Raw genomic sequence first — 18571 nt, 5'->3', positions numbered from 1 at the left:
CGTCGGGTGCCCACGATCCCCCGCCTCATCGCATTCGACCTCGACGACACCCTGGCCCCCTCGAAGTCCCCGGTCGACCCGCGCATGCTCGCGGTGTTCGCCGAGCTGCTCGAGCACACCTCGGTGGCGGTGATCTCGGGCGGCAACTTCGCGCAGTTCGAGGCGCAGCTGGTGGATCGGCTCGACGCGCTGCAGGGCGTCGACGAGGCGGCACTCGAGCGCCTGCACCTGCTGCCCACCTGCGGCACCCGCTACGAACGCCGCGAGCGCGGCGGCTGGGTCACCGTCTACCGCGAGAACCTGACGCCCGCCGAATGCGACGCGGCACTCACCGCTCTGCGCGAGGAGGCCGAGCGCCTGGGCCTGTGGGAGCCGGATCCCTGGGGCGAGATCCTCGAGGATCGCGGATCCCAGGTCACGTTCTCGGCGCTCGGCCAGCGCGCTCCCGTCGACGTGAAGCAGGCGTGGGATCCCGACGGAGCCAAGAAGAGCGCACTGCGGGCCGCGGTCGCCGCAAGGCTCCCCGAACTCGAGGTGCGCAGCGGAGGCTCCACCTCGGTCGACATCACGAGACGGGGCATCGACAAGGCCTACGGCATGCGCAAGCTCGAGGCGCACACGGGCATCCCGCTCGACGAGATGCTGTTCGTCGGCGATCGGCTCGATCCCGACGGCAACGACTACCCGGTGAAGGCGCTCGGCGTGCCCTGCCACGAGGTCTCGGGGTGGGAGGACACGGCCGCGTTCCTGGAGCGGCTGCTCGCGGCATAGCGAACGGTTGCGCGAGCGCAGCGAGTCGAAACCACGGGGATCCCGACCCGAGATCTCGACTCTCTGCGCTCGCTCGATCAGCGGGAACCGCTGCGCTCGCCCCTACGGATGCTCGGTCGCGGCCTCGGCGAGCTCCTCGTCGAACTTCTCGAGATCCGCCGACAAGCCTGCGTAGACACCGGGACGGCTCGACCGCAGCACCGCCGCATAGACGATCCCGCCGATCACCGCCGCCACGAGCAGCCACGGCAGCACCAATACATAGGGCTCCTCGGAGCCCGCGACCGTCGAGAAGTTCACGATCGCCATAATGCTGAACACGAGCAGAGCGACGAATCCCACGCCCGGTGCGATGCATGTGCTCCACCAGCGCGGATCCCGCCTGCGCCGGTAGTAGACCACGACCGCGAGGGCGGCGATCGCCTGCACGATCATGATCGCGAGCGTCGCGAAGCCGAGCCCCACAGGCACGAGCGTGAGGATCGACGGCAGCTCCGGGAAGACGAACCGGAAGATCGCCGCGATCGCCACGGCGAACACCAGATTCACGAGGAGCGCACGCTCCGGCGCACCCTTCGCGTTGGTCTTCGCGAGCCAGCTCGGCAGCACACGGGCGCGGCCCAGTGCGAACAGGTATCGGCCGGCCGAGTTGTGGAAGGCGAGCTGGGCGGCGAAGAGGCTCACGACCAGCAGGATCAGCGCGACCAGCACCATGAACGGTCCGAGGTGCCGTTCGATCAGCATCAGAGTCAGGTCGCCGGCTTCGAGGTGCGCCAGCGCCTCGTCCTGAGCCCGAGCCGTACCGAGCGAGCTGACCATCGCCCACGCGGCGAAGGCGTGCATCAGGCCGATCACGACGATCGCGGTGTAGGTGGCACGCGGGATGGTCTTGCGCGGCTCCTTCGCCTCCTCGCCGAAGAGCGCCGTGGCTTCGAAGCCGATGAACGCGGTGGCCGCGAGCAGCAGCCCGATCCACAGGGATCCGCCGGTGATCACCTCGGGGGTGAACACCGAGAGGCTGAATCCCTCCTGCACGAGCACCGATACTGTGAACACGAGCACCAGGATGATCTCGAGGACGAGTGCCACACCGAGCACGACCGCACTGATGTGGATGCCCGAGCGCGCGAGGAGGAACACGATCAGGCACAGCACGAGACCGCACACGAACCAGTCGAGCACGAGTCCGCCGAAGAGTTCGGGGATCACCACCATTCCGGTGAAGAATCCGATGGTCCCGAGTGCACCCGCGACGAACGCGTTGTAGCCGATCGTCGCGATGATGCCGGTGATGAGACCGGCCGTCTTGCCGAGTCCTTTCACTGCGATCGCGTAGAACCCGCCCGCGTTGGTGAGTTCCTTGGTCATCTGCGCGTAGCCGACCGCGAACAGCAGCAGGGCCGCGGCGACGATGAGGATCGCGACGGGCAGCCCGCCGCCGTTGCCGAGCGCCATCGCGAGCGGCAGCACGACCACGAGCACCGTGACGGGCGCCACTGCCGCGAGGACGAGGAATACGATCGAGCCGACCCCGAGTTGATTCCGGGCGAGTGCTTCCGTGCGAGTTTCGGACATGGCTTCTCCCTTGAAACGCGTGCACGCCGTGCACCGCGTGCACGGCGGGTTTCTGCCAGGAAAACACATCCGATCAGGGTGTGTCACCGCTCGTCGCAGGATGGTTCGCGTACTGAGACGTCTGCAGCAGCGCACTGCAGCGCACTGCGGCGCAGGTCTGCGCCCGCGCAGGATGCCGGAAACACGAAACGGGCGTCCTTCCGGACGCCCGTTCCACCATGCGATCGACGCCGGTCAGGCCTCGGCGGCCACCGGCTCCGCGACCGGCTCGGCGACCGGCACGAGGCCCAGCACCGCGGCGGTCTCGGCGAGCGAGGCGGCCGCCGCCTCGGGATCGCCGTTGAGGCCCGTGCCGAATGCGGGCACCTGCTGTGTGAAGGCGGGCCGCCACTGCTCGAACTGCTCGGGGAAGCAGCGCTCGAGCACGCCGAGCATCGCATGGACGGCCGTCGAGGCGCCGGGCGACGCGCCGAGCAGACCGGCGATGGAGCCGTCGGCGCCCGTGATGACCTCGGTACCGAACTGCAGGATGCCGCCCTTCTCGGGATCCTGCTTCATCACCTGCACGCGCTGGCCCGCGGTGATCATCTCCCAGTCCTCGGTGCGCGCGGTGGGCATGTACTCGCGCAGGCTGCTCATCTGCTTCTCGCGGCTGGCGAGCACCTCGCCGACCAGGTACTTCTCGAGCGAGAACTCGGTGAGCCCCACCTTGAGCATCGGCCCGAGATTGTGCGGCCGGATCGAGCCGGGCAGATCCCACCACGACCCGTGCTTGAGGAAGTTCGGGCTGAAGCCCGCGTAGGGGCCGAAGAGCAGGCTCTCCGTGCCGTCCACGACGCGCGTGTCGAGGTGCGGCACCGACATGGGGGGCGCACCCACGGCTGCCTTGCCGTAGACCTTGGCCCGGTGCTGCGCCACGATCTCGGGGTTGTCGCACTTGAGGAACTTGCCGCTGATCGGGAAGCCGCCGAATCCCTTGATCTCGGGGATGCCCGAGGACTGCAGCAGGTGCAGCGCGCCGCCGCCGGCGCCCACGAAGACGAAGCGGGCGTTGACGGTGCGGTATCCCGCACCCGAGAAGGCCTTCACGCCCACGTCCCAGGTGCCGTCGGCGCGGCGCTTCAGCTGCTTGACCGGCGCGTTGAGGTGCAGCTCGGCGCCCTCGGAAACGAGGTGGCGGATCAGCTGACGGGTGACGGCGCCGAAGTCGACGTCGGTGCCGCTCTCCGAACGGGTCGCGGCGAACACCTCGTCCTTGGCGCGGCGGTCGACCAGCAGCGGCGCCCACTCGGCGATCTGCGCCGGGTCGTCGCTGAACTCGATGTCGGCGAAGAGCGGCTCGTTCTTGAGCAGCTCGTAGCGGCGTCGCAGGTAGTCGACATTGGCCTCGCCGCGCACGAAGGTCATGTGCGGCGTGGCGTTGATGAACGAGGACGGCTCGCCGAGAATGCCCTGCTTCACGAGTGCAGACCACCACTGCCGCGAGAGCTGGAACTGCTCGTTGATATCGATGGCCTTGGCCGACGACAGGCTGCCGTCCGCGCCCTCGGGCATGTAGTTGAGCTCGCAGAGCGCGGCGTGGCCGGTTCCCGCGTTGTTCCAGGCGTTGCTGCTCTCGGTCGCGACCTCTGATCGGGATTCGAAGATCTCGATCGTCCAGTCGGGCTGCACCTGCTTGATCAGCGTTCCCAGAGTGGCGCTCATCACGCCTCCGCCGATCAGGACGACATCTACCGTGTTGTTACTCACGGTCTGCAAGTCTACTCGCCTCTCGGCGCACTAGAGACCCGCGCCCTTCCTGGCACGGTCCAGCGTGCCCGCCGTCGCGTCGAGCACCCGTGCGTATCCGAGGCGCGCGGCCTCGCCGGCGCGCTGCGGGGCGCCGACGACCGGGCGCACCTCGCCCGCCAGGCTGATCTCCCCGAACGCCGCCAGGTCGTGCGGCAGCGGCCGGTCGGTGATCGCGGACAGCACGGCGAGCGCGATGGCGAGGTCGGCTGCGGGCTCGGCGAGCTTCACGCCGCCGACCGTCGACACGTAGACGTCCTGGTCGTGCAGGCGCGCGCCGACGCGGCGCTCGAGCACGGCGAGGATCATCGCCACCCGCGAGGGGTCGACCCCACTCGTGACCCTCCGCGGGTTGGGCGTCGCGCTCTTCGCCACCAGCGCCTGCACCTCGACGGGCAGCGCGCGACGCCCCTCCAGGGCGACCGTGGCGCAGGTGCCGCTGACGGGCGCCGCGGCGCGGCTCAGGAAGAGCCCGCTGGGATCGGGCACCTCGGCGATGCCGCGATCCGTCATCTCGAAGCAGCCGACCTCGTCGGTGGGCCCGTAGCGGTTCTTGAGGGTGCGCAGAAAGCGCAGCGACGTCTGGCGGTCGCCCTCGAAGTGGCAGACCACGTCGACGAGGTGCTCGAGCAGCCGCGGGCCGGCCACGGAACCGTCCTTCGTGACGTGCCCCACCAGGATCACGGGCGTGCCGCGGCCCTTCGCCGCCCGGATCAGGGCCGCAGCCACTTCGCGCACCTGCGCGGGGCCGCCGGGGCTGCCCTCGACTTCCCCGCTCGCCATCGTCTGCACCGAGTCGATGATCACGAGCTCGGGATCGACCGCCTCGATGTGCCCGAGCACGGTCGCGAGGTCGGTCTCGCTCGCGAGGAACAGCTCGTCGTGCATCGCGCCCGTGCGCTCGGCGCGCATGCGGATCTGCCCCGTGGACTCCTCGCCGCTGGCATAGAGCACTCGAGATCGCCCATGGGCGTCGAGCACTCGAGATCGCCCATGGGCGTCGAGCACTCGAGATCGCCCATGGGCGTCGGGCACACGGGATCGCCCATCGGCGTCGGGCACCCGGGATCGCCCGTGGGCGTCGAGCACTCGGGATCGCCCGGAGGCGGCGGCACCTGCGCCGGGCGCGCCGAGCTCCTCGCTCGGAGCCGCGAAGCGGGAGGCGACGTCGAGCAGCAGCGTGGACTTGCCGACGCCGGGCTCGCCGGAGAACAGGATCGCGGCGCCCGGCACCACGCCGCCGCCGAGCACGCGATCCAGCTCGCCGATCCCGGTGGGACGATGCCGCACGGCATCGCCGTGCAGCTCCGTGATCGGTCGCGCCTCGCGACCGGAGACGGGCGCGATCGCCCGCGTGGTGCGGGCCAGCGAGGCGCCCGCCTGCGCGCGCTCCTCGACCGTGCCCCACTGCTGGCACTCGCCGCAGCGGCCGACCCACTTCGAGGTCTGCCACCCGCACTCCGAGCACGTATACACGCTGTTCGACTTCGCCATGCCGGCGAGCCTATCGGTGGCCTCGGACATCGACGGGATCCCGCAGACCCCGGCGGCGCCCGCCCCCACCTGCGTCCCGGCCCCTCCCCGACTGCCGAAACCGATCCCGTTGTTTCAATCCGACGCTTTCAGCGGGACCAATTCGTGCGGTTTCGGACAATGGGGTGGGTTTCGAGGGGCACGGATCGGCGCACGATGGTACGCCGGATATGTGACCGTCCTTGACGGTCCGCCTTGGGGTCATACGCCCGGCTCACTAGCCTGGAAGAACGCCATCCCGAGGGAGCCGCACGCCATGACCGACATCGCCTTCTTCACCCGGCTGCTCGACGCGGTCTCACCGGCCGAGCGTCTGCGCCTCGCACGCGAGCAGATCCAGCACGCCGAGCGGCACGGATTCGCACGGGCCTGGGTGGCCCAGCACCACTTCCGGGCCGACGAGGGCGGGCTGCCGTCGCCCTTCGTGCTGCTCGCGAGCATCGCCGAGCGCACCTCGTCGATCCGCCTCGGCACCGGGGTGGTCACGCTCACGCTCGAGGATCCGGTGCGCGTCGCCGAGGACGCGGTCGTCGCCGACCTGCTGAGCGACGGCCGCGTCGACCTCGGACTCGGCAGCGGGGGCACGCCCACATCGTTCGCCCCGTTCAGACTCGCGCTCGAGAACAAGAGCGCCGACTACGAGCGCAAGCTCGAGGTGCTCGTCGATGCCCTGGCGGGCCGCGAGCTGGGGGCGGGCAACACGCTGTATCCGCCGGCCGGATCCCTCGCGGATCGCGTGTGGCAGGCCACGTTCAGCGCCGCCGGCGGCGAGCGCGCCGGGCGTCACGGGCACGGGCTGCTGCTCAGCCGCACGCAGCCGCGGCAGCCCGGCCGTGAGCAGGCTGCACTGGCCGAGATCCAGCAGCCGATCATCGATGCCTACCTCGACGCGCTGCCCAGCGGGGTCGCGCCGCGGATCACCGCGTCGCGCACCGTGTTCGTGGCCGACGACCGGGCCGAGGCGCTGCGCTTCGCCGATGCGGGGCTGCGCCGACAGGCGGCGCTCTTCGGGGTGGCGGAGGACGCACCCCTGGAGGAGGTCATCCGCCGCAGCGACACCCACCTCGGCACCGCCGACGAGGTGGCAGAGTCGCTCGCGGCCGACGCCGCTCTCGCGCACGCCGACGAGGTGGCGATCCAGGTGCACTCGGTCGACGCGCCCCACGCGCACGTGCTGCGCTCGCTCGAGCTGTTCGCGAGCGAGGTCGCTCCTCGCTTCGGCTGGGGCACGGACGCCTGAGCGAGGTCTGAGCGGGGCCCGAGCGGCGCCCGACACGCCGGACGCGCTGCCGGGGCCGCTCGATTCGCGCTCGGGGCCGGAATCGCGTATTCTTTTCGGCGGTGACGTGTCCGAGCGGCCGAAGGTGCGACTCTCGAAAAGTCGTGTGCGGTAACCCCGCACCGTGGGTTCAAATCCCACCGTCACCGCCAGAAAGACCCCCTGCGAGAGCAGGGGGTCTTCGCATTTCCGCCGGCCCCTGCCGGGCCATGGGTTCCGGGGTGCCGGTTCCCGGCAGATGCGCCCGGGGCCACCCGGGCGCCCGCCCCGCACCCCAGCCTCGTCCGCCACCACCCCCGCGACGCGCGCCAGGAGTTGCTGCCTCACCTCGGTTTTGGTGACAACTCATGACGCGCGTATCTCGGGCTATCGCCGGAAGGGTGGCAAGACGCGCGCTGCCGTAGCATCTGTTGCGGAGCGAAAGGACTGACGACATGGGTGAGGATCGAGCGGACTTCTTCGCCGAGACCTTCGGGCTCGGCGGCAGGCGGGCGCTGGTCACCGGGGGCAGCTCCGGGATCGGCCGCGCGATCGCGCTCGGGCCGCCCGGGCCGGAGCCGAGGTCGTGATCGCGGCGCGCACGGAATCGGCGGTCGACGAGGTCATCGCCCAGGGCGCGGAATCCGGAGTCGAGCTCACCGGGATCCGGGCCGATCTGTCGACCCGCGCCGGCGCCCACGCGCTCGCGGACGCCGTGCAGGCGGCAGGCGACGCCGACATTCTGGTGAACTCCGCCGGGATCAATCTCCGACCCCCGATGCCTGAACTCGACGAGGCCACCTGGGACGCGACCATGGCGGTCAATCTCGACGCGCCGTTCGTCCTCGGGCAGCGCCTCATCCCGGGCATGGCTGCCCGCGGCTACGGACGGATCATCCACATCAGCTCGCAGCAGGCTCATCGCCCGTTCGCGTCGAGCGGCGCCTACGGGGTCTCGAAGGCCGGCCTCGAAGCGCTCGCGCGGTCGCAGGCCGAGGCCTGGTCGTCACGCGGCGTCACTGCGAACGTGCTGGTTCCGGGTTTCGTGCGCACCGCGCTGAACGAGCGCCTCTCCTCCGATCCCGAGACGGTGCGGGCTCTGGCGGCGCGCACGCTCATCGGCCGCAACGGCGTCGCCGAGGACTTCGTCGGCCCGGCGGTCTTCCTCGCGAGCCCCGCATCCGGCTACATCACCGGGCAGGCGATCCCGGTGGACGGCGGGTTCTCGGTGCACTGACGTCGCGCGTTCAGTCCTTCTCCGCGCGCTCCCCGATGCGCAGGTCGAGTGGAAAGTCCACGGGAGCATCCCCGAAGAGCAGTCGACCGGCCGCCTCCGCCGCCTCTCGGATCGCCGCCGCCGCGGCATCCGCCTGATCCTCGGGGGCGTGGACGATGACCTCGTCGTGCAGGAAGAACACGAGGTGCGCGCGGCGCTCGAACACCGGGCCAGAGGCCCGGGCCGGTGCGGCGAGGGCCGCCGGCGCGAATCCCGCGAGTCGCTGCCGGAGCTCGGCGAGCCAGGCCAGTGCCCACTCCGCCGCGGTGCCCTGCACCACGAAGTTGCGCGTGAATCGGCCGTACTCCCGCGCCGCGCGGCGAGCGCCCTGCTCGTCCCGCGTCGTCGCCCCGGGCAGACTGGCGCGCGACTGCAGCTCTCGCCACTCCGGCCCGGGATCGGGAGACGAGCGGCCCAGCCACGTGGAGACGATGCCCCCCTGCTCCCCCACCGCGGCCGCCTCGTCGACCAGGCGCATCGCGCGGGGGAAGCCTCGCCGAAGCCTCGGCACGAGCCGGCCGCTGTCCCCCGCCGTCCCGCCGTACATGGCGCCGAGCACCGCGATCTTCGCGTCCTGGCGGTTCGCAACGATGCCGCTCTCGACGATGCCCGAGTAGAGGTCGGTGCCGCGCCCCGCGGCGGCCATGGCCGCGTCGCCCGCCATCGCCGCGAGCACCCGGGGCTCGAGCTGCGCGACATCGGCCGAGACCAGCCGCCAGCCGGGATCGGCGCGCAGCGCCGGTCGCAGCGCCCGCGGCAGCTGCAGCGCCCCGCCACCGCTCGACGCCCACCGCCCGGTGACGACCCCTCCCGGCACGTACACCGGGCGGTAGCGCCCGTCTCGCACCCACTCGTCGATCCACGCCCAGCCGTTCGCGGTGAGCAGCCGGGACAGCTTCTTGTAGCGCAGCAGCGGCGCGATCGCCGGGTGCTCGTGCTCCGCCAGCTCCCAGCGCGAGGTCGTCTCGACATCGATGCCGGCGCGGCGCAGCGATCGCAGCAGCTTCGGGGGCGAGTCAAGGCTCGCGCCGGGATCCCCCAGCGCCGCCCGCACCTGCCCCGCCAGTTCGAGCATGCGCACCGGCTTCGCGCTGTGCGTGGGCCGCGGCCCGAGCGCCTCCTGCAGCAGCCGATCGTGCTCCGCGGCGTCCCACGGCACCCCGGCCGATCTCATCTCGACCGCCACGAGGGCGCCCGCCGACTCCGCCGCCAGCAGCAGCGCGAGCCGGCCCGGGTCGTCGCTCGAGGCCGCTGCGACGCGTTGCCGCTCGAACTCGGCGAGTGCGGCCTCGGCGTCGTGCGGCACCGTGCGCACCGACGTCCCGGGATCCTCGATCACGAAGAGCGCCGACTCGGCGGGCTCGGGATCGGCAGCTCCGGATCCCGCGTCCCACCGGCCCGCATCGAGCAGCCCGGCGCGCTCGCGGACTCGCGCCGAGTGCTTCAGGATCGCGTGGCAGAGTCGGAGGTCGTGCGCCCGACCGACACGCACCCCAGCCTCGAGCAGGCGCGGATACCAGGTCGGCGTATCGCTCCACACCCAGCGGGGAGGGGCACTGGACTCCCGCTGCGCGACGAACGCCGGCAGATCCTCGTCTCTCAGGCGGATCGGCGCCGAGCGCTCCCCTCCCACCCCCGAGTCCACCGCCGCGATGCCGCCGTCGGAGGTGCGCCCGAGCACGCACCAGCGCGGCGGCGCGGTCGCCGCATCGGCGGGCCGGCTGCGCAGCGCGGCGGGATCCTCGGTCACGGCTCAACGGTACTGCCGACCACGGACATCGCCTGCCCGCGGTGCGCGATCCGCATCGGCGACGGCATCGGGGACGAAGTCGGCAACGGCGACCGCAACGGGCGGGCTAGGCTCGGCTGAGCCGGCGCCGCACCCGCCGACCGGCCGACACGGCGGCGACGACCACGGCGCCCCACGCCAGGCCGAACACGGCCGAGAGCGCGCTGTCGATCAGCCAGGCCGCGAACCCCGTCGCGTGCACCGCGTGCGTCGCGCCGTGCACGAGGTCGTGCGGCAGGTGCCATCCCACCTCGTGCAGGTTTGCGATCAGCAGATGGCCGCCCACCCACAGCATCGCGACCACGCCCACGACGCTCACGATCCGGAACACGGCGGGCATCGCCCGCACCAGCCCGAGGCCGAACCCGCGCAGCCCTCGCGGCCCGCGCCGCCGCATCAGCCACAGACCGGCATCGTCCATCTTCACGAGCAGCGCCACCGCGCCGTAGACGGCACCGGTCATCGAGAGCCCCACGGCGATGAGGATCATGAGCCGCATCAGCCAGCCGTCGGCATCGATGTTCGCGAGCGAGATGAGCATGATCTCGGCGGAGAGCACCAGATCGGTGCGCACCGCGCTGCCGACGATCTGCTTCTCATCGATCGCGGGGCGCTGGATCACCTCCTCGACCGTGTGCTCGCGCTCCCTGCCGCGCGCGGTCTCGATCCAGTGCCACACCTTCTCCGTGCCCTCGAAGGCCAGATAGGTGCCGCCGATCAGCAGCATCCACGGGAACACCCACGGCGCCCACACGCTGAGCAGCATGATCGCGGTGATGATGATCGCCTTGTTGACGAGCGAGCCGCGAGCGATGCGCCAGATGACGGGCAGCTCGCGCTTGGGGTTGATGCCCCGCACGTACTGCGGCGTGACCGCGGCGTCGTCGATCACCACGCCCGCAGCCTTCGCGGAGGCCTTCGCGGCACCGGCGGCGATGTCGTCGATCGACGCCGCGGCGGCTTTCGCGAGCACGGCGATGTCGTCGAAGAGGGCGAAGAAGCTCGAACTCATGCGCGCGCACCCGACCCGGCAGGCGCCGCCCCAGCCAGGCGGCTCGCCCAGAACTCGCGCAGCTGCTCGCTCTTGCGAAACACGATCGTGTCCCACTCCTCGTCGGTGGTCGAGCTGTCGGCGAAATCCGAAGGGATCTTGAACAGCTGCAGCGGCACCTCGAAGCGCGCGCAGACGCTCGCATAGGCGTAGGCCTCCATGTCGACGAGCGAGGCGCCGAGTCCCGCGATGCGCGCGCGCTGCGCGTCGTTCTGCACGAACACGTCTCCGGTGGCCAGCACCGCGGTCGATTCCGGGGGCAGGATCGCCTCTCCCGCCGGGCGCAGCTCCGGCGACGGCAGCGAGAAGTCGTGCTGCACGACTCCGGTGATCTGGTAGACCTCGTCGAGGTGCGGGCGGTCCGGCCCGTCGCTCACCACGCCGGCGGTACCGAGCACCACTACCCGCTCGACGCCTCCCGCGGCGAGCGCGACCGCGAGCGACCCCGCCGCGTTGACCTTGCCCACGCCCGTCACGAGGTGCGGCACGTCGGCGAAGGCCGACGCCTCGTCGCGGTGCGCGAAGACGAGCAGCGTTCGGGGTTCTGACATCGGTTTCTCCCTGCGGCGCTCGCGCGCCCCTCGATCCGGATCGGGATCAGCTCATACGTGATCCGGCTCAACACTAGCGCTTTTCGAAGATCTGTTCTATGCTGTAAAGCTGAGCTTGCGAACAGTACGCGCTTCCGCCATACGGCTTCGATCAGATCCCGGGCGTCGAATCTCAACTCCGCGAGACCCGCCAAGCTCAGCAGCACGGCAATCGCCTCTTCCACAGGTGTTCCTTGGCATGGGCCGTGCGCACCGCAATTCGCGCACCACGACGGTGCGCGCTGGAAAGGACTCATCATGAACGACACCATCACCGCGCTGCACGAGCAGCGCCGGGTGCGCCCGCTGCGCACCCCGTACCATTCCCTCGGCGACGGGCACGAGATGCTCGTACCCGACTGGGCCCAGCACCGCTCGGTGTACCGCACCTCGGGGCGCACGCTGTACCTCGTCGAGACCGAGAGCCTCGACGAGGCCCGCGGCGACCTGGAGCGGCTCGGTCGCGCCGGGTGGGACGTGCGCGTGGACGAGGATCCGGCTTCCCCCGGATCCCGCGCCCGGATCGCGCTCTCGCGCCGCGACCTCGCGAAGGCGGCCTAGGGGCGCGCGCCCCTGGGCCGGCGTCTCAGCGGGCGTCGCACCGCGCACTCGCGGCCCGTCATCGGGCGTCGCACTCGCGGCACTCGCGGCGCCCGCTCGCTACACTGACCGCATGAGCGACGTCGAACTTGCCGAAGTGGAGAGCTTTGCCCTGGACCACACGAGGGTGCTCGCCCCCTACGTGCGCCTGATCGGCGTGGAGCGCGGCCCGAAGGGCGACGCCATCTCCAACTTCGACATCCGGCTCGTGCAACCGAACGAGGGAGAGATCCCCACCGCCGGTCTGCACACCATCGAGCACACGCTCGCCGCGCTGCTGCGCACCCGCTTCGAGGGCCTCATCGACATCTCGCCCTTCGGCTGCCGCACGGGCTTCCACCTGATCGCGTGGGGCGAGCCCTCGGCCGAGGCCGTCGCGGCCGCGATCAAGAGCTCGCTCGAGGATCTCGTGGAGCGGGTCGCCTGGGAGGACGTGCCCGGCACCGAGGCGGTCAGCTGCGGCAACTACCGCGATCACAGTCTGCACTCCGCGAAGGAGTGGGCCCGGCAGGTGCTGGATCAGGGCATCAGCCTCGACGCCTTCGACCGCTCGCGCATCGCGTAGCCCGCACAAGCGCCGTGTTCGTCGAGTTCACCGGGGTGCCGTACCGCTGGGAGGCGCGCACCGAGGAGTGGGTGTTCGTCGACCTCCCCGAACCGCTCTCGGCCGACATCGCCGAGATCCCCCGGCCGCGTCGCGGCTTCGGGGGCGTGCGCGTCGAGGTGCGGATCGGTGCGACGGTCTGGCGCACGTCGATCTTTCCGCAGAGCGACCCCGTCGTCTACGTCCTCCCCCTCAAGCGCAGTGTGCGCGAGGCCGAGGGCGTCGAGCTGGGCCGCGAGGTCGCGATCCTGCTCGACGTGCTCGACCTCTGACGTCTCCCGGTGTCGCCGCTGGCCCGGGATCCGCAGTTCCGGGATCCGGCCGCGGAATGCCGGCCTAGGCGATCAGCGCGTCGAGCGCGGCGGTGAGCGCGCCGTCGACGGCGCGCGTCACGACCTCGCGATAGGGGTCGTATCCGTCCATCGACTCGTCCTTCGCGGCGAGCGGGTTGCCGTCGATCGCGAACACCGCACCGGTCTCGATGCCGTGCAGCGCCGCGATCACGAAGAGCGCGGCGGCCTCCATCTCGACCGCGACGACGCCGGCCCGCTGCCACATGGGCAGATCGACCCCGGTGATCACATCGCTCGGATAGAACATGTCTCCGGTCACGACGATTCCGCTGTGCACGTCGAGGCCGCTCTGCTCGGCCGCTGCCTGCAGCGCGAGCGTCAGCGACGGCGTCGCGATCGCGGGGAACGGCGTCGGCACGAGCTGGTGACTCACGCCGTCCTCGCGCACGGCGCCGGTGGCGACGACGATCGCGCCGTCCACGACGTCGGGCTGCATGCCGCCCGCGGTGCCCGAGCGGATGATGCGAGTCACCCCGCCGCGTGCGAGCTCCTCGAAGCAGACCGCTGCTCCCGCTGCTCCAACGCCGTGCGAGGCGACGGTGATCGGCACGCCCTGGTAGCTGCCCGCGTAGACGTGGTACTCGCGGTTCGCCGCGAGCTGCCGGACGTCGTCGAGCAGTTCTGCGACGCGGGCGGCGCGGCCGGGGTCGCCGACGACGAGTGCGCGATCGGCGAGGTCGGAGACGCGGGCGCGCAGCAGGGGCAGCTCGGCATCGGCGGGGAGTCGGACGGGTGCCATGGTGAGGGGACCTCTCTCGAACGGTCGTACTGAACAGGGACGCCAAGCCATCGTAATCGCAGAGCGACGGTGTCCGGGCGCCACGGGCCGCGGTGCCCGGCGCAGGCCGGCGGTGCCCGCGCCTCGCGCACTCAGTCGGGGTGTCGGGACGCGGCGCTCAGCCGGGCGCGGGCCTCCGCCGCTCGGGCGCGGATCGCGGCGGCGTCGAGCGTGAGATGCTCTCCCTCGGAGTACACGTGGCGGCCGCCGATGAACACGTGACGCACGTCGGCTCCGGTGGCCGCGAAGCCGAGGTGGGACGTGAGGACGCCCGGATCGCTCGCCAGGTCGAGCGGTGTCGCCGACGAACCGCGCACGTCGAGCGCGATCACGTCGGCCAGCCCGCCCGCCTCGAGCGCACCGCTCTCGGGGAAGCCGATCGCCTCCGCCCCGCTCCGCGTGGCGATGTCGAGCACATCGGAGGCGCGCACGATCGCCGCGTCCTGCCGCGCCCCGCGATGCAGGATCGTGGCGGTCTTGATCTCCTCGAAGAGATCGAGCGTGTTGTTGCTGGCGACGGAGTCGGTGCCCAGCGAGACGCGCAGACCGGCAGCCTGCCAGTCGGGCAGCGGCGCGATCCCGCAGCCGAGCTTGAGATTGGAGACCGGATTGTGACTCACGGCGACCCCCTCGCGGGCGAAGCGCTCGATCTCGCCCGACGTGAGGTGCACGCAGTGCGCGGCGAGCACGTCGGCCTCGAACAGACCGAGCGAGGCGAGGTGCTCGCCCGGCGTGGCGCCGTAGCGCTCGACGATCTGCTCGACCTCCGCCGCCGACTCCGAGATGTGGGTGTGGATGGGGATCCCGCGCCGGGCGGCACGCACCGCGATGTCGCGCAGAAACTCGGGCGGGCAGGTGTATGGCGCGTGCGGGCCGTAGGCGACCCGGATCTGCGGATCCCCCGAGTATCGTTCGGCGAGCGCCTCCGTCTGGGCGGTGGCGTCGCTGCCGTTCCACGGGGACACTCCCGGGAAGCCGACGGCCTCCGGCGCGAACGAGGCGAGCGCGACCATCGCGCGCATGCCGGCGGCGCGCACGAGCTCGATGAGCGATTCGTCCCAGTGGTACATGTCGGCGAACGCGACGGTGCCCGTCTCGATCATCTCGACCATGGCGAGCTGCAGCCCCGTCGCGACGTCGTCGTGGGTGAGATGCTGCTCGAGTGCCTGCACGGCCGCCAGCCACGGCATGAAGCCCTCGTCGTCGGAGACACCGCGCAGCAGGGTCATCGCCGAGTGCGTGTGCCCGTTGACGAGCCCGGGCATGAGCACGTGCCCCGCGAGGTCGTGGGTCACCACCGAATCGGGGCGGGCCGCTCCCGCGTAGGTGATGCGGCCGGTCTCGTCGAAGGCGAGTTCGGCCCCCGCGATCGCGCCGTGCGGCGTCAGCATCGCATCGGCCCGCAGAATGGTCTCGGTCATCGCGCCTCCGTTTCGTCCAGGCCCACTGTATCGCCCGGCTCGGACACGGACCGGCTGGGCCCCGCCAGGCCGAACCAGCCCGGATCTGTCCGGACCGGCACGCCGGACCCGCGCTCGGCGTGGACTGACCGCCACTGGTGGATCCTGCGACTGCGCGCAGGACGACGGCAGACCTGCACGAGCAGACGGGCGACGCCGCTACCAGCCCGGGGTCGCGAGCATGCCGCCGTCGACGGCGAGATCCTGCCCCGTGATGAACGACGCCGCGGGCGAGGCGAGCAGCACGCACGCGTTGCCGATGTCCTCCGCCGTCGCGAGCCGGCCGAGCGGCGCGTGCGCGATCCAGCTCTCGACGCCCTCGGGCCAGGCATCGGCGAGCCCCGGCCGATCCACGAGACCCGGTGACACCGAATTGACGCGGATCCCCGAGGGCCCGAGCTCGAGGGCGGCGGCGCGGGCGTGCATCACCAGCCCCGCCTTCGCGACGGCGTAGTGCGCGTGCGCCGGCGCGGGGCGACTGGCCTCGATCGAGGCGATGTGCGTGATCCAACGATCGCCCCGGGATCCCGATCCGGATCGGCCCTCGGCGCCCTCCCTGGAATCGCCCATCGCAGCCGCCGCCTCGCGGGACAGCTCGAAGACCGCGCCGAGATTGGTGCCCAGCACCTCGTCCCACTCTTCGCGAGAGGTCTCCGCGAGCGGCGCGAGCGGCTGGATGCCCGCGTTGTTCACGAGCCCGTCGAGACCTCCGAGCGCGCGCACCGCCTCCTCGACGAGCAGTGCCGCGGATCCGGCGGTCGACAGGTCGGCGCGCACCGCCACTGCCTCGCCGCCGCGCGCCCGCACGTCCTCGACCAGCGCGAACACCGCATCGGTCGACGCTGCCGAGAGACCTCGGTAGTGCACCGCCAGGCGCGCGCCGGCGGCGGCGAAGCGTCGCGCGATCCCGCCGCCGATGCCTCCCGAGGCTCCCGTCACCAGCACGCGCTGACCGCTCAGGTCGGGCAGGCCCGCGTTCCCGTCGGTCATCTCGGTCTCCTCATGGTCGGTTCGAACTGCGGTCGACGCCGGTCGCGCCGCCGCAGAAGCGGGATCTGCAGGAGGCCCGGCGCATGCGCGGCAGGAACGCCTCCACACGGCAGACTACCCGCCCTCGTCAGACCCGGGCGCCTCAGCCGCCCAGGCGCCGCTGCCGCGAGGAGTAGTCGCGCAGGGCACGCAGGAAGTCGACCTCGCGCAGATCTGGGTAGAGCGCCTCGACGAAGTAGAACTCCGAGTGCGCCGACTGCCAGATCATGAAGTCGGACAGCCGCTGCTCCCCCGAGGTGCGGATGACGAGGTCGGGATCCGCCTGCCCGCGCGTCCACAGGTGCTCGCCGATGATCTCGGGGGTGAGCCGGTCGGCCAGCGTATCGATCGTGCCGCCCGCGGCCTGGTGCTCCTCGATGACGCTGCGCATGGCGGCGGTGATCTCGCTGCGGCCGCCGTAGCCGACGGCGAGGTTGATGTGCAGCCCGTCGCGCTCCGCCGCGCGCCCCTCCGCGCGCTCCGCCGTGTGCCCCTCCGCGCGCCCCTCCGCGGCGGCGAGCGCAGACGCGAGATCCTTCGAGAGCCCCTCGCACGAGCCCACGTGCTTCACCCGCCAGCGCGGGTTCTCGGCGAGCTGCGCGGCGAGCTCGCCGATGATCCCGAAGAGGTCTTCGAGCTCCTGGCGATCCCGCGCCCGCAGGTTGTCGGCGGAGAGCAGATAGAGCGTCACCGTGCCGACGCCGGCCTCCTCGCACCAGCCCAGGAACTCCGGCACCTTCTGCGCGCCGGCGCGGTGGCCGAATGCCGCCCGCTCCTGCAGTCGCTGCTTGGCCCAGCGCCGGTTTCCGTCGACGATCACGGCGATGTGGTTCGGCACGCTGCCGGGTGCGATCTGCCGGCGCAGACGCCGCTGATAGAGCCGGTACAGCAGACCGGTTCGCGGCGTCGGGGCAGGTGCGTTCACCCTGAGAGTGTATCGCCCGCCCGCTGCGCAGCAGCCGTCGTCGAGACAGGAGATCGGCGTTCGCGCAGGAGCATGTCGTCCAGTCGTTCCTGCGCGAGTGCCGATCTCCTGTTCGAGCGACGGGCCGACCGCGCCGGCTGGGGATCCCCCACATATATGCAGCTCGCGAACTGTGCAGACCATACACTCGAAGCATGACCTCCCACGGCTCCTCCGAGCCCGAGCGCACCGACCGCAACGACCCTGCCGAGCGCACCGAGCGGCCGTTCCCCGAGCCGGATCGCCTGTCGCTGCCGCTGCTCGCCGACGCACTCGACCACCCGCACGATCACCCGCAGCCGCCCCAGGCCCCGGATCGGGCCGCCGACACCGTGCAGGGACCGCAGGGCACCGTCGAGTCGAGGCCCCGCTGGCGCGGATGGATCCACGCCGGCACCTTCCCCGTGGCGACCGCCGCCGGCATCGTACTCATCTCGCTCGCGCACGGCCCCGTGGCGAAGTGGGCCTCGGCGGTCTTCATGCTGTCGAGCATGCTGCTCTTCGGCGTCTCGGCGCTCTACCACCGCTTCAACTGGAAGCCGCGGACCAAGCAGGTCTTCCGCCGCCTCGACCACGCCAACATCTTCCTGCTGATCGCGGGCACGTACACGCCGATCGCGCTGCTCGCGCTGCCGCTCGACAAGGGCGTGCTGCTGCTAGTGCTGGTCTGGGCGGGAGCACTGCTGGGGATCGGCTTCCGAGTGTTCTGGATCGGAGCGCCGCGCTGGCTGTACGTGCCCCTGTATGTGCTGCTCGGCTGGGCGGCGGTGATGTTCATCGTCGACATCTACAACGCGAACGCCGCAGCGATGGTGCTCGTGGTCGTGGGCGGCCTGATGTACACGCTGGGATCGGTGGTCTACGGGCTGAAGCGCCCGAATCCCGTGCCGGGCGTCTTCGGGTTCCACGAGATCTTCCACGCGCTCACGGTGCTCGCGTTCTTGTGCCACTGGACGGCTGCGCTGCTCGTGGCACTGGATCCGGTCTACCTGCGGTAGCCGGGGCGGCGCGGGCCGGGCCCCGGGGCGGGTGCCCGGCGCGAGCGCCCGGGCCGAACACCCGGGCCGAGCGCCCGGCCCGGGCGCGGCATCTTCGCGCGCCAGTAGGTGTCACCTCACCTGAGATTTGGTGACAACTACTGGCGCGCGAAGA

The 18571-nt window shown here is 71.4% G+C and carries 18 protein-coding genes and 1 tRNA gene; 9 read left to right on the top strand and 10 right to left on the bottom strand.

Annotated elements, in window-relative coordinates:
• Positions 1 to 6: 6 nt before the first annotated feature.
• Positions 7 to 771 (top strand): HAD-IIB family hydrolase, encoded by a 765-nt coding sequence (locus tag EVS81_RS11970; protein ID WP_130110592.1) that lies wholly within the window; start codon positions 7 to 9, stop codon positions 769 to 771.
• 102 nt (positions 772 to 873) lie between these two features.
• Here the strand turns inward: EVS81_RS11970 and EVS81_RS11965 are convergent, their stop codons facing one another.
• From EVS81_RS11965 to EVS81_RS11955, 3 genes are all read right to left on the bottom strand, one after another.
• Positions 874 to 2346: an APC family permease gene (locus EVS81_RS11965; protein ID WP_130110591.1), complete on the bottom strand. Its 1473-nt coding sequence runs from the start codon at positions 2344 to 2346 to the stop codon at positions 874 to 876.
• A gap of 234 nt (positions 2347 to 2580) precedes the next feature.
• Complete coding sequence (gene mqo / locus EVS81_RS11960; RefSeq protein WP_240740077.1) at positions 2581 to 4050, bottom strand: malate dehydrogenase (quinone); 1470 nt, start codon at positions 4048 to 4050, stop codon at positions 2581 to 2583.
• A 75-nt stretch (positions 4051 to 4125) separates the two neighbouring features.
• Entirely contained in the window at positions 4126 to 5628 is a 1503-nt protein-coding gene (locus tag EVS81_RS11955; RefSeq protein ID WP_130110589.1) for a DNA repair protein RadA, read from the bottom strand.
• Between the two features lie 295 nt (positions 5629 to 5923).
• Between EVS81_RS11955 and EVS81_RS11950 the strand changes: the two genes are divergently transcribed.
• From EVS81_RS11950 to EVS81_RS11940, 4 genes are all read left to right on the top strand, one after another.
• Positions 5924 to 6907, top strand: a complete 984-nt coding sequence (locus tag EVS81_RS11950) for a putative FMN-dependent luciferase-like monooxygenase (protein ID WP_130110588.1) — start codon at positions 5924 to 5926, stop codon at positions 6905 to 6907.
• A 100-nt stretch (positions 6908 to 7007) separates the two neighbouring features.
• Positions 7008 to 7098, top strand: a tRNA-Ser gene (locus tag EVS81_RS11945).
• A 282-nt stretch (positions 7099 to 7380) separates the two neighbouring features.
• A complete protein-coding gene (locus EVS81_RS16190) occupies positions 7381 to 7515 on the top strand; it encodes a hypothetical protein (protein WP_276319064.1) in 135 nt (44 codons plus the stop codon).
• Complete coding sequence (locus EVS81_RS11940) at positions 7512 to 8162, top strand: SDR family NAD(P)-dependent oxidoreductase (protein ID WP_240739832.1); 651 nt, start codon at positions 7512 to 7514, stop codon at positions 8160 to 8162. The genes EVS81_RS16190 and EVS81_RS11940 overlap by 4 nt, the downstream gene beginning before the upstream one ends.
• Positions 8163 to 8172: 10 nt before the next feature.
• Here EVS81_RS11940 and EVS81_RS11935 read toward each other — a convergent pair whose 3' ends face one another.
• The 3 genes from EVS81_RS11935 to EVS81_RS11925 all read right to left on the bottom strand — a co-directional run bounded on the left by EVS81_RS11935 (position 8173) and on the right by EVS81_RS11925 (position 11592).
• Positions 8173 to 9951, bottom strand: coding sequence for a bifunctional 3'-5' exonuclease/DNA polymerase (locus tag EVS81_RS11935; protein WP_240739831.1), 1779 nt, complete (start codon positions 9949 to 9951; stop codon positions 8173 to 8175).
• 106 nt (positions 9952 to 10057) lie between these two features.
• On the bottom strand, positions 10058 to 11002 hold the full coding sequence (locus EVS81_RS11930) for a DUF808 domain-containing protein (RefSeq protein ID WP_130110587.1): 945 nt from the start codon (positions 11000 to 11002) through the stop codon (positions 10058 to 10060).
• Complete coding sequence (locus tag EVS81_RS11925) at positions 10999 to 11592, bottom strand: phosphorylase family protein (RefSeq protein WP_130110586.1); 594 nt, start codon at positions 11590 to 11592, stop codon at positions 10999 to 11001. Before EVS81_RS11925 ends, EVS81_RS11930 begins: the two co-directional genes overlap by 4 nt.
• Positions 11593 to 11889: 297 nt before the next feature.
• Between EVS81_RS11925 and EVS81_RS11920 the strand changes: the two genes are divergently transcribed.
• The 3 genes from EVS81_RS11920 (at position 11890) to EVS81_RS11910 (ending at position 13107) form a co-directional block, all read left to right on the top strand.
• On the top strand, positions 11890 to 12192 hold the full coding sequence (locus EVS81_RS11920; RefSeq protein WP_130110585.1) for a hypothetical protein: 303 nt from the start codon (positions 11890 to 11892) through the stop codon (positions 12190 to 12192).
• A gap of 112 nt (positions 12193 to 12304) precedes the next feature.
• The gene (locus EVS81_RS11915; protein ID WP_130110584.1) at positions 12305 to 12796 is read left to right on the top strand and encodes an S-ribosylhomocysteine lyase; all 492 of its coding nucleotides are present in this window, start codon (positions 12305 to 12307) and stop codon (positions 12794 to 12796) included.
• 14 nt (positions 12797 to 12810) lie between these two features.
• Complete coding sequence (locus EVS81_RS11910) at positions 12811 to 13107, top strand: DUF1905 domain-containing protein (protein WP_130110583.1); 297 nt, start codon at positions 12811 to 12813, stop codon at positions 13105 to 13107.
• Between the two features lie 64 nt (positions 13108 to 13171).
• On the opposite strand, the gene EVS81_RS11905 is transcribed toward EVS81_RS11910, so the two are convergent.
• The 4 genes from EVS81_RS11905 to uppS form a co-directional block, all read right to left on the bottom strand.
• Complete coding sequence (locus EVS81_RS11905) at positions 13172 to 13927, bottom strand: nucleoside phosphorylase (RefSeq protein WP_130110582.1); 756 nt, start codon at positions 13925 to 13927, stop codon at positions 13172 to 13174.
• A gap of 131 nt (positions 13928 to 14058) precedes the next feature.
• A complete protein-coding gene (locus EVS81_RS11900) occupies positions 14059 to 15387 on the bottom strand; it encodes an amidohydrolase (RefSeq protein WP_130110581.1) in 1329 nt (442 codons plus the stop codon).
• Positions 15388 to 15585: 198 nt separating this feature from the next.
• Positions 15586 to 16416: an SDR family NAD(P)-dependent oxidoreductase gene (locus tag EVS81_RS11895; RefSeq protein WP_205879331.1), complete on the bottom strand. Its 831-nt coding sequence runs from the start codon at positions 16414 to 16416 to the stop codon at positions 15586 to 15588.
• Between the two features lie 142 nt (positions 16417 to 16558).
• A complete protein-coding gene (gene uppS, locus EVS81_RS11890) occupies positions 16559 to 17380 on the bottom strand; it encodes a polyprenyl diphosphate synthase (RefSeq protein WP_130110580.1) in 822 nt (273 codons plus the stop codon).
• A 194-nt stretch (positions 17381 to 17574) separates the two neighbouring features.
• On the opposite strand from uppS, the gene trhA reads away from it, so the two are divergent.
• Positions 17575 to 18417 carry a PAQR family membrane homeostasis protein TrhA gene (gene trhA, locus EVS81_RS11885; RefSeq protein ID WP_240739830.1) on the top strand — a complete coding sequence of 281 codons (843 nt, stop codon included), beginning with the start codon at positions 17575 to 17577 and terminating at the stop codon, positions 18415 to 18417.
• The last annotated feature ends 154 nt before the right edge of the window (positions 18418 to 18571 follow it).

It is taken from the genome of Leucobacter triazinivorans (assembly GCF_004208635.1).
In the GTDB taxonomy this organism is placed as follows: Bacteria; Actinomycetota; Actinomycetes; order Actinomycetales; family Microbacteriaceae; genus Leucobacter; species Leucobacter triazinivorans.
Note: the sequence above shows the minus strand (reverse complement) of the source record. Positions and strands in the feature narration are given on the sequence as shown.

Bases quoted from the DNA above. Each gene is read 5' to 3' on its own strand.
- EVS81_RS11965 (WP_130110591.1), bottom strand. From the start codon at position 2,346: ATGTCCGAAACTCGCACGGAAGCACTCGCCCGGAATCAACTCGGGGTC.
- mqo (WP_240740077.1), bottom strand. From the start codon at position 4,050: ATGAGCGCCACTCTGGGAACGCTGATCAAGCAGGTGCAGCCCGACTGG.
- EVS81_RS11955 (WP_130110589.1), bottom strand. From the start codon at position 5,628: ATGGCGAAGTCGAACAGCGTGTATACGTGCTCGGAGTGCGGGTGGCAG.
- EVS81_RS11950 (WP_130110588.1), top strand. From the start codon at position 5,924: ATGACCGACATCGCCTTCTTCACCCGGCTGCTCGACGCGGTCTCACCG.
- EVS81_RS16190 (WP_276319064.1), top strand. From the start codon at position 7,381: ATGGGTGAGGATCGAGCGGACTTCTTCGCCGAGACCTTCGGGCTCGGC.
- EVS81_RS11930 (WP_130110587.1), bottom strand. From the start codon at position 11,002: ATGAGTTCGAGCTTCTTCGCCCTCTTCGACGACATCGCCGTGCTCGCG.
- EVS81_RS11925 (WP_130110586.1), bottom strand. From the start codon at position 11,592: ATGTCAGAACCCCGAACGCTGCTCGTCTTCGCGCACCGCGACGAGGCG.
- EVS81_RS11920 (WP_130110585.1), top strand. From the start codon at position 11,890: ATGAACGACACCATCACCGCGCTGCACGAGCAGCGCCGGGTGCGCCCG.
- EVS81_RS11915 (WP_130110584.1), top strand. From the start codon at position 12,305: ATGAGCGACGTCGAACTTGCCGAAGTGGAGAGCTTTGCCCTGGACCAC.
- EVS81_RS11905 (WP_130110582.1), bottom strand. From the start codon at position 13,927: ATGGCACCCGTCCGACTCCCCGCCGATGCCGAGCTGCCCCTGCTGCGC.
- EVS81_RS11900 (WP_130110581.1), bottom strand. From the start codon at position 15,387: ATGACCGAGACCATTCTGCGGGCCGATGCGATGCTGACGCCGCACGGC.
- EVS81_RS11895 (WP_205879331.1), bottom strand. From the start codon at position 16,416: ATGACCGACGGGAACGCGGGCCTGCCCGACCTGAGCGGTCAGCGCGTG.
- trhA (WP_240739830.1), top strand. From the start codon at position 17,575: ATGACCTCCCACGGCTCCTCCGAGCCCGAGCGCACCGACCGCAACGAC.